Raw genomic sequence first — 7,457 nt, forward strand, 5'->3', positions numbered from 1 at the left:
CGGCGGGTCAGGGTTCTCCGAGCGGTTCCCGGCAGTCGGCAGGTCAGGGCTCCCCGAATGGTTCCCGGCAGTCGGCCGGCCAAGGCTCCCCGAGCAACTCCCGGCAATCGACCGGCCAGGACGCCGAGCGTGGCTCCGGGCAGGCAGCCGGGCAGGCTTCCGGCCGGTCCGTCGGGCAGGCCTCCGGCCGTGGCTCCGGCGCGGACGGCGGGGCCGCCCAGCGCCGTGCCGAGCACCCGCGTTTCTCCGACTTCCGGCGCAGTGCGGGCCGCCACAACGGCGCCTCCGCCACCCCGCCACCCCCGGTGGCCTCGGCGCGCTTTCCGGACGTCCCGCCGGCCACCCCGGCACCCACCCAGGACGCCCCGCCCCCGGCCTCGGCCCGCTTCCCGGACGAGCCGCCGTCGGCGCGTGACAACGCACGGCGTGCGGGCGGCCGGGACGCGGCCCCCGCGTCGCCCCCAGCCCCCGCCTCCACCCCGGTCTCCGGCGGGCGGCCCTCCCGCCCCGCCGACGGCACGTCGCCCCGCGCGGCCGGGCGACCCCCGGCCCCGGCGTCCCGCGCTGCCGGACAGCCCCCGTCGACGGCGCCCCGTACCGGCGGCCCGACCACCGGTGCCGTACCGCCGCCGACCGTACCGCCGCCCGCCGCGCCGCCGCCCTCCGTACCGCCGTCCACGGCGCCCCCTCGTGGCCCGCTGCCCGAAGAGGTCCGCCCCGAGCGCTCCGATCGCCCCGAGGGCACTCCTCGGCCGAGGCCCCTCACCCCCGAGCGGCCCGGTGGCTGGCAGCCCCCGTCGAGTTCGTCCCGGCGGTCCGCCGAAGCGCTCGACGGTGTCCTCGGGGCGTCTCCCGGGCGGCCCTTCGTGACGTTCGCGCAGCCGGACACCTCGCCGTGGACGCCGCCCGAGCCGTACGACGGGCGGCGCAAGCCACGGCCCACCAAGGCGCGGGCGGCGGCCGTGGCCGCGTGCGTGGTGCTCGGTGTCGGGCTCATCGGCGGCGCGGCGGCCGGGAGTTGGCTCACCGGGGACTCCGGGGCGGACGGCACCCGCGACACCTTCGCGGTGGCCGGAGAGCTGTGGCACGGCGTACCCGTCGACGAGCTGTTCCCGCCCACCGTCCGGGGCGAGGGCGCCGGACCGGGCGGCACCGACCGGACCTGGACCCGGGTCGCCGTCGCACGCGACAGCGGCTGCGCGGACGCCTTCGACCCGCTGCTGCGCAAGGCCCTCGCCCCCGCCGGCTGTCTGCGGCTGCTGCGCGCCACCTACACCGACGCGACCCAGAGCAACGTCACCACCGTGGGCCTGATGTTCACCAAGGCCGACGCGGCCTCGATGACCGCGCTCAGGAACCGCTTCGTCAAGGACGGCCTCGACCGCCGCACCGACCTGATGCCCCGCCCGTACGCCGCCGAGGACACCGTCGCCGCCGGCTTCGGCGACGCCCAGCGGGCCTCGTGGACGATCTCCGTCCTCACCGACGTCCCGGTTGTCGTCTACGCCGTCTCGGGCTTCGCCGACGGCCGTACCGTCACCGAACCGCAGCCCGCCGAGGACGCGATGAAGGCCGGCGCCACCACCGCCCCCGCCCAGTCCGGTCTCGGCCACGAGGCGAAGGGCCTCGCCGACCGCGTCGAACGCGGCCTGCGCAAGACCGCCGCGTCCGCCACGGAGCAACCTTCATGAAAGCCGACGAACCCGAGACCACCGAGCAGACCAGGAGCGCGGAGCGGGCCGTGACCGCCGAGCGGGCCGGGACACCCGTGGCCGCGGCGACAGCCGGCCCCCGCGCCCCGCGCGCCCGCCGCCGCCCCCTCCACCTCGCCCTCCTCAGCGTCCCCCTCGCCGCCTCCCTGGCCCTCCTGCCGTCCACCGCCGCGCACGCCGACGGCATCCGGGACCAGCAGTGGGCGCTGGGCGCGATGCACGCGCAGGAGGCATGGCGTACGACGAAGGGCGCCGGCATCACCGTCGCGGTGCTCGACACGGGCGTCGACGACGAACACCCGGACCTGGTCGGCAACGTCCTGCCGACGAAGGACATGGTCGGCTTCGGGGCCTCGCGCGGCGACCGCTCCTGGGCCCGGCACGGCACCGCCATGGCCGGGATCATCGCCGGCCACGGACACGGCGTGAACAACGCCGACGGTGTCCTCGGCGTCGCCCCCGAGGCGAAGATCCTCCCCGTCCGCGTCATCCTCGAAGACGGCGACTCCGCCCGCTCCAAGGCCCGCAGCACCCGTGGCAACGCCCTCGCCGAGGGCATCCGCTGGGCCGCCGACCAGGGCGTCGACGTCATCAACCTCTCCCTCGGCGACGACTCCGAGTCCGCCCACCCGGAACCCTCCGAGGACGCCGCCGTCCAGTACGCCCTGAAGAAGGGCTCGATCGTCGTCGCCTCGGCCGGCAACGGCGGCGAGAAGGGCGACCACATCTCCTACCCGGCGGCCTACCCGGGCGTGATCGCGGTGACCGCCGTCGACGAGGACGGCGACCGCGCCCCGTTCTCCACCCGCCGCTGGTACGCCACCGTCAGCGCCCCCGGCGTCGACGTCGTCATCGCCGACCCGGACCGCAAGTACTACGAGGGCTGGGGCACCAGCGCCGCCGCGGCCTTCGTCTCCGGCGCCGCCGCCCTCATCAAGGCGGCCCACCCGGACCTGGACCCCGCCCAGGTCAAACGCCTCCTGGAGGACACCGCCCGCGAAGTCCCCGTAGGCGGTCGCGACGACTCCCGGGGCTTCGGCTTCGTCGACCCGGCGGCCGCCATCGCGGAGGGCGGCGGGCTCACCTCCGACGACCTCAAGACCGCGTCGTACGGCGGCAAGTACTTCGGCTCCGGCCCGGACCCGGTCGAGGAGGAGGACCCCACCACCGGCTGGACCGCCCCCGCCGCGGGCGGCCTCGGTGTGGTCCTGCTGGTCACGGCGGTGGTGATCTGGCGCGGACGCGGTCGCGGCCGACCGGACGAGTTCGTCATCTGACACCGGGGCCCACGCGGCTGCCCAGGACGCCGGCACCGGGGCCCATGGGTACGCCCAGTTCGTCGACTCCGGGGTCCACGCGTACGCCTACGACGTCGTGGTAGCCCCGGCCGTGGCCCCGAACACCGACACGGCCGCCCGCGCCGCCGCCTCGACCAGCGCGATCCCCTTCGCCTTCGTCGTGTTGCCGTCCGACACCACCGCGACCAGGTACTCCCGCCCGTCCACGGTGACCCGGCCGACGCTGTTGATGTCCCACAGCCCGGTGGCGGTACGCGGCAGCCACCCGTTCTTCAGGGCGAACCCGGACCCCGAGGTCGCGCCCGACGCCGCCGAGACACCCCAGTCCTGCCCCTCCGCGATCCGCCCCATCAGCTCTTGCACGTAGGCCCGCGAGGCCGCGCTCAGCTCGGACGTGTCGTCGTCCCCGAACACCTGCCGGAGCAGGGCGAGTTGATCGGCCGCCGTGGTCTGGGTGAGCCCCCAGTACAGACCGTCGCCGCCCTCGGTGTCCGTCAGCCCGAACCGCGCGTTCGCGGCGTCGAGGCCGTCCGCCTGCCCGATGGCCTTCCACAGGGCCGTCGCGGAGACGTTGTCGCTGTCGCGGATCATCGTGGCGGCATACGCCTTCTCCTGCGCGGTGAGCCGCCGGCCCGCGTCCTGCGCCTGGAGCAGCAGCGCCGCCAGGATGTCCGTCTTCACGATGCTGGCGGTGTCGAAGCGCGCGTCCCCGTACCCGGCAGAGTCCCCGGACGCCAGGTCCAGCACGGCCACGGACACCGCCGCCCCGTCCTCCACCGGCACGTCCGCCAGGGCCGCCGCGAGCAGTTCGTCGTGATCCACCTCGGGCGCCGCCACAGGTTCCACCGAAGCCTCCTCAGCGACCGCGTCCGCCCCCGGCGCGGTGGAAGCGGAGGCCGAGGGCGATACCGACGATGACGCCGCCGACGATACGGCCAGGCTCCCGCCCTCCAGCGCCCGGGCCCTCATGAACACCGTCCCGGCGGCCGTGCCGCCCACCAGGACCAGGGCGGCCAGCGCGACGTGGACGAGCGGACGGCGCCCCGACGGGCGGGCGCGGCGACGGGCTCCTGGAGAGGGCATACCGAGATGGTTCTGCGCCGCGCTGTGGGCTGGGTTAGGCGATTGTTAGATGCTTGTCAGGGATGGCTGAGAAAACCGTGAGCGATGTGACCATCACGTTTCCGGCCTGCCGAAAGCCCAGGAGACTTCCCCCGATAGGGTCGACGACCGTGGCGAACAAGAACATTCCCGACCCCGGTTTCTCCGACGACGACGGCTCCGCCGACCCCCGGCTGAGCGCCGCGCTCGCCGCCTGGGCCGAGGACCGGACCGCCGTGGGCCCCGTCCTCGAAGCGCTCAGGGACGCCCGGCTGCTCGTGCCCGTCGTGGCCGTGCTCGGCGAGGTCGAGACCGACGAGAACGGACTGCGCCGCGAGAAAACCAGTGACATGGCCGTCCCCACCCTGAAGGCCGGCGGCCGCACCGCCCTGCCCGCCTTCACCTCCACCGACTCCCTGGCCCGCTGGGACCCCGCCGCCCGCCCCGTCGCCGTACCCCTGCACCAGGCACTCCAGGCCGCCGCGCACGAGAAGGCCGACACGATCGTCCTCGACCTCGCCGGGCCCGTCGCCTACGAGCTGACCGGCCGGGCCCTGCTCGCGCTCGCCGAGGGCCGCACCACCACCGACCCGCTCGCCGACCCCGCCGTCCTCGACGCCGTACGCTCCGCCGTCGCCGCCGAGCCGGCCGTGCTCCGCGCCCACCTCGGCCCCGGGCAGGCCGACGGCACCCTCGTCCTGGTCCTGGACCCGGCCGCGACCCCGGCCGAGGCCGCACGGTCCGTCGCCGGCCGCCTCGCCGCCGACGAGACACTGCGGGCCCGCCTGGTGCGCGGCCTCGACCTGGCACTGCTGCCGGCCGGGACGACGCCACCGGGCGAGCCCTTGTACGTACGCCAGTGAAAGAGCCCCTGTACGTACGCCAGTGAAAGACGTACGCCAGTGAAGGGGGCTACGGCCTAGCCGTAGACCGGGCCCGTGTACTTCTCGCCCGGGCCCTGGCCCGGCTCGTCCGGGACGACCGACGCCTCGCGGAAGGCCAGCTGCAGCGACTTCAGACCGTCGCGCAGCGGGGCCGCGTGGAAGGAGCTGATCTCGGTCGTGGACGCGTCCAGCAGACCGGCGAGGGCGGTGACCAGCTTGCGGGCCTCGTCCAGGTCCTTGTACTTGTCGCCCTCCTCGGTCAGACCGAGCTTCACGGCGGCGGCGCTCATCAGGTTGACGGCGACCGTCACGATCACCTCGACCGCGGGGACCTCGGCGATGTCGCGGGTCATCGAGTCGAAGTCGGGGTTCTCAGGAGGGGTCTCACTCATGCCCCACACGATAGGCCCCGGCGCGTACGCCCCGACCTGCGGGAGTCCGCCGTACACCGATTGGCACCCCAGGTTTGAACCCGCTATGGTTAGGACTACGACCGGCTGGACACCTGTGTGTCCGGCCCGCAAGTGGAGGCTCCGAACTCCCACCTGGCTGTCCTCCGGGACGGCAGGTCACCCGGTCAGACGGCCCCCACCGTTCCGTACGGACGGTGGAGTCGTCCGAGATTGCGCCCCGCGGGACACCCGCGGCGGTGCTCCGGCAGTACATGGAGCCCCGCCTGCGTCCCGTCCGGGGCATTTTTCATGCGCCGCGATGGTTGGTCCCTATGTCAACCAGACATAACACGGCGGTCCGCCAGACCGGCGTGTGGTGCTACCGAGGAGGATCCATCAGCGCCGAGCCCCGCATCAACGACCGGATTCGCGTTCCCGAGGTGCGACTTGTCGGTCCCAGCGGCGAGCAGGTCGGGATTGTTCCGCTTGCCAAGGCCCTGGAGCTTGCGCAGGAGTACGACCTCGACCTGGTCGAGGTGGCCGCGAACGCCCGTCCGCCGGTCTGCAAGCTCATGGACTACGGGAAGTTCAAGTACGAGTCGGCCATGAAGGCCCGTGAGGCGCGCAAGAACCAGGCGCACACGGTCATCAAGGAGATGAAGCTCCGGCCGAAGATCGACCCGCACGACTATGACACCAAGAAGGGTCACGTCGTCCGGTTCCTCAAGCAGGGCGACAAGGTCAAGATCACGATCATGTTCCGTGGTCGCGAGCAGTCCCGGCCCGAGCTGGGCTACCGACTGCTGCAGCGGCTCGCTTCGGACGTCGAGGACCTCGGGTTCGTCGAGTCGAACCCGAAGCAGGACGGCCGAAACATGATCATGGTTCTCGGTCCGCACAAGAAGAAGACCGAGGCGATGGCCGAGGCTCGCCAGGCGCAGGAAGCCCGCAAGGCGGAAGCGAAGGCCAACCCCGGCAAGTCGCAGAACGCCGCCGAGTCCGACGCGGTCGAGTCCGAGGCCGTCGAGGTCGAGGCACCGGCCGAGGAGCCCGCCGAGGCGTAAGTCCCCGGGACGCGAGTCCGGGGGAACCCCTGGACACAGGTCCAGGGTGCCAACCGAAAGAAATGACGTTCCGTCGTGCCCGGTTTCGCGACCGGGCACCGGAGCGCCACTGACGAGGAGAGAACGGCGCTATGCCGAAGAACAAGTCGCACAGCGGTGCCAGCAAGCGCTTCAAGATCACCGGCTCCGGCAAGGTGCTCCGTGAGCGCGCCGGCAAGCGCCACCTGCTCGAGCACAAGTCGTCCCGCGTGACGCGTCGCCTCACCGGCAACGCCGAGATGGCCCCGGGCGACGCCGCGAAGATCAAGAAGCTTCTCGGCAAGTGACGTTCGCGGCGCCTGATCCTTCGATCACCGCGCGCCGTACGTCTGGACCGGGACCCCATCGATTCCGGGTCGTGTGACGACAACCACGGCCCCGCTACAAGGAGTTAAAAAGTGGCACGCGTCAAGCGGGCAGTCAACGCCCACAAGAAGCGCCGGGCGATCCTCGAGGCGGCCTCCGGCTACCGCGGTCAGCGTTCGCGCCTGTACCGCAAGGCCAAGGAGCAGGTCACCCACTCGCTGGTCTACAACTACAACGACCGCAAGAAGCGCAAGGGCGACTTCCGTCAGCTGTGGATCCAGCGCATCAACGCTGCGGCCCGTCAGAACGGCATGACGTACAACCGCCTCATCCAGGGTCTGAAGGCCGCGAACATCGAGGTCGACCGCAAGATCCTCGCCGAGCTGGCCGTCAACGACGCCACCGCGTTCGCCGCGCTGGTCGAGGTCGCGCAGAAGGCGCTGCCGGCGGACGTGAACGCGCCCAAGGCAGCGTGACGCTCGCGCCGGCTTGAGCCGCGTGTTGTTGTGACCCGGACCCGCAGGTGCTCGCCGCCTGCGGGTCCGGGCGTTTTCGGGTGCGTTGTCGGGTGCGGGTGCGTGGGGCTTCTCGCGCAGTTCCCCGCGCCCCTAGAAGCAACGGCCCCTGCGGGCCGTTGAAAAAGCACGGGGCGCAGCCCCTG

Annotated in this window: 8 protein-coding genes; 6 read left to right on the top strand and 2 right to left on the bottom strand. The window is 72.9% G+C overall.

Annotation, left to right across the window (positions count from 1 at the left end; all coding sequences use genetic code 11):
• Positions 1–305 precede the first annotated feature (305 nt).
• Positions 306–1,691: a chromosomal replication initiator protein DnaA gene (locus ABT147_RS44340; RefSeq protein WP_351417606.1), complete on the top strand. Its 1,386-nt coding sequence runs from the start codon at positions 306–308 to the stop codon at positions 1,689–1,691.
• On the top strand, positions 1,688–2,989 hold the full coding sequence (gene mycP, locus ABT147_RS44345; protein WP_351417608.1) for a type VII secretion-associated serine protease mycosin: 1,302 nt from the start codon (positions 1,688–1,690) through the stop codon (positions 2,987–2,989). The genes ABT147_RS44340 and mycP overlap by 4 nt, the downstream gene beginning before the upstream one ends.
• 87 nt (positions 2,990–3,076) lie before the next feature.
• Here the strand turns inward: mycP and ABT147_RS44350 are convergent, their stop codons facing one another.
• Positions 3,077–4,093, bottom strand: a complete 1,017-nt coding sequence (locus tag ABT147_RS44350; RefSeq protein WP_351417610.1) for a serine hydrolase — start codon at positions 4,091–4,093, stop codon at positions 3,077–3,079.
• Positions 4,094–4,242: 149 nt separating this feature from the next.
• On the opposite strand from ABT147_RS44350, the gene ABT147_RS44355 reads away from it, so the two are divergent.
• Positions 4,243–4,974: an SseB family protein gene (locus ABT147_RS44355; protein ID WP_351417612.1), complete on the top strand. Its 732-nt coding sequence runs from the start codon at positions 4,243–4,245 to the stop codon at positions 4,972–4,974.
• A 56-nt stretch (positions 4,975–5,030) separates the two neighbouring features.
• Here ABT147_RS44355 and ABT147_RS44360 read toward each other — a convergent pair whose 3' ends face one another.
• On the bottom strand, positions 5,031–5,387 hold the full coding sequence (locus tag ABT147_RS44360) for a DUF1844 domain-containing protein (RefSeq protein ID WP_037701706.1): 357 nt from the start codon (positions 5,385–5,387) through the stop codon (positions 5,031–5,033).
• Positions 5,388–5,758: 371 nt separating this feature from the next.
• Between ABT147_RS44360 and infC the strand changes: the two genes are divergently transcribed.
• The 3 genes from infC to rplT all read left to right on the top strand — a co-directional run bounded on the left by infC (position 5,759) and on the right by rplT (position 7,272).
• A complete protein-coding gene (gene infC / locus ABT147_RS44365) occupies positions 5,759–6,451 on the top strand; it encodes a translation initiation factor IF-3 (RefSeq protein WP_351417617.1) in 693 nt (230 codons plus the stop codon).
• A 131-nt stretch (positions 6,452–6,582) separates the two neighbouring features.
• Positions 6,583–6,777, top strand: a complete 195-nt coding sequence (gene rpmI / locus ABT147_RS44370) for a 50S ribosomal protein L35 (protein WP_003977225.1) — start codon at positions 6,583–6,585, stop codon at positions 6,775–6,777.
• Between the two features lie 111 nt (positions 6,778–6,888).
• Positions 6,889–7,272 (top strand): 50S ribosomal protein L20, encoded by a 384-nt coding sequence (gene rplT / locus ABT147_RS44375; RefSeq protein ID WP_057580434.1) that lies wholly within the window; start codon positions 6,889–6,891, stop codon positions 7,270–7,272.
• Positions 7,273–7,457 lie beyond the last annotated feature (185 nt).

Origin of the sequence: Streptomyces sp. NPDC001868 (assembly GCF_040297125.1) — a bacterium.
GTDB lineage: Bacteria > Actinomycetota > Actinomycetes > Streptomycetales > Streptomycetaceae > Streptomyces.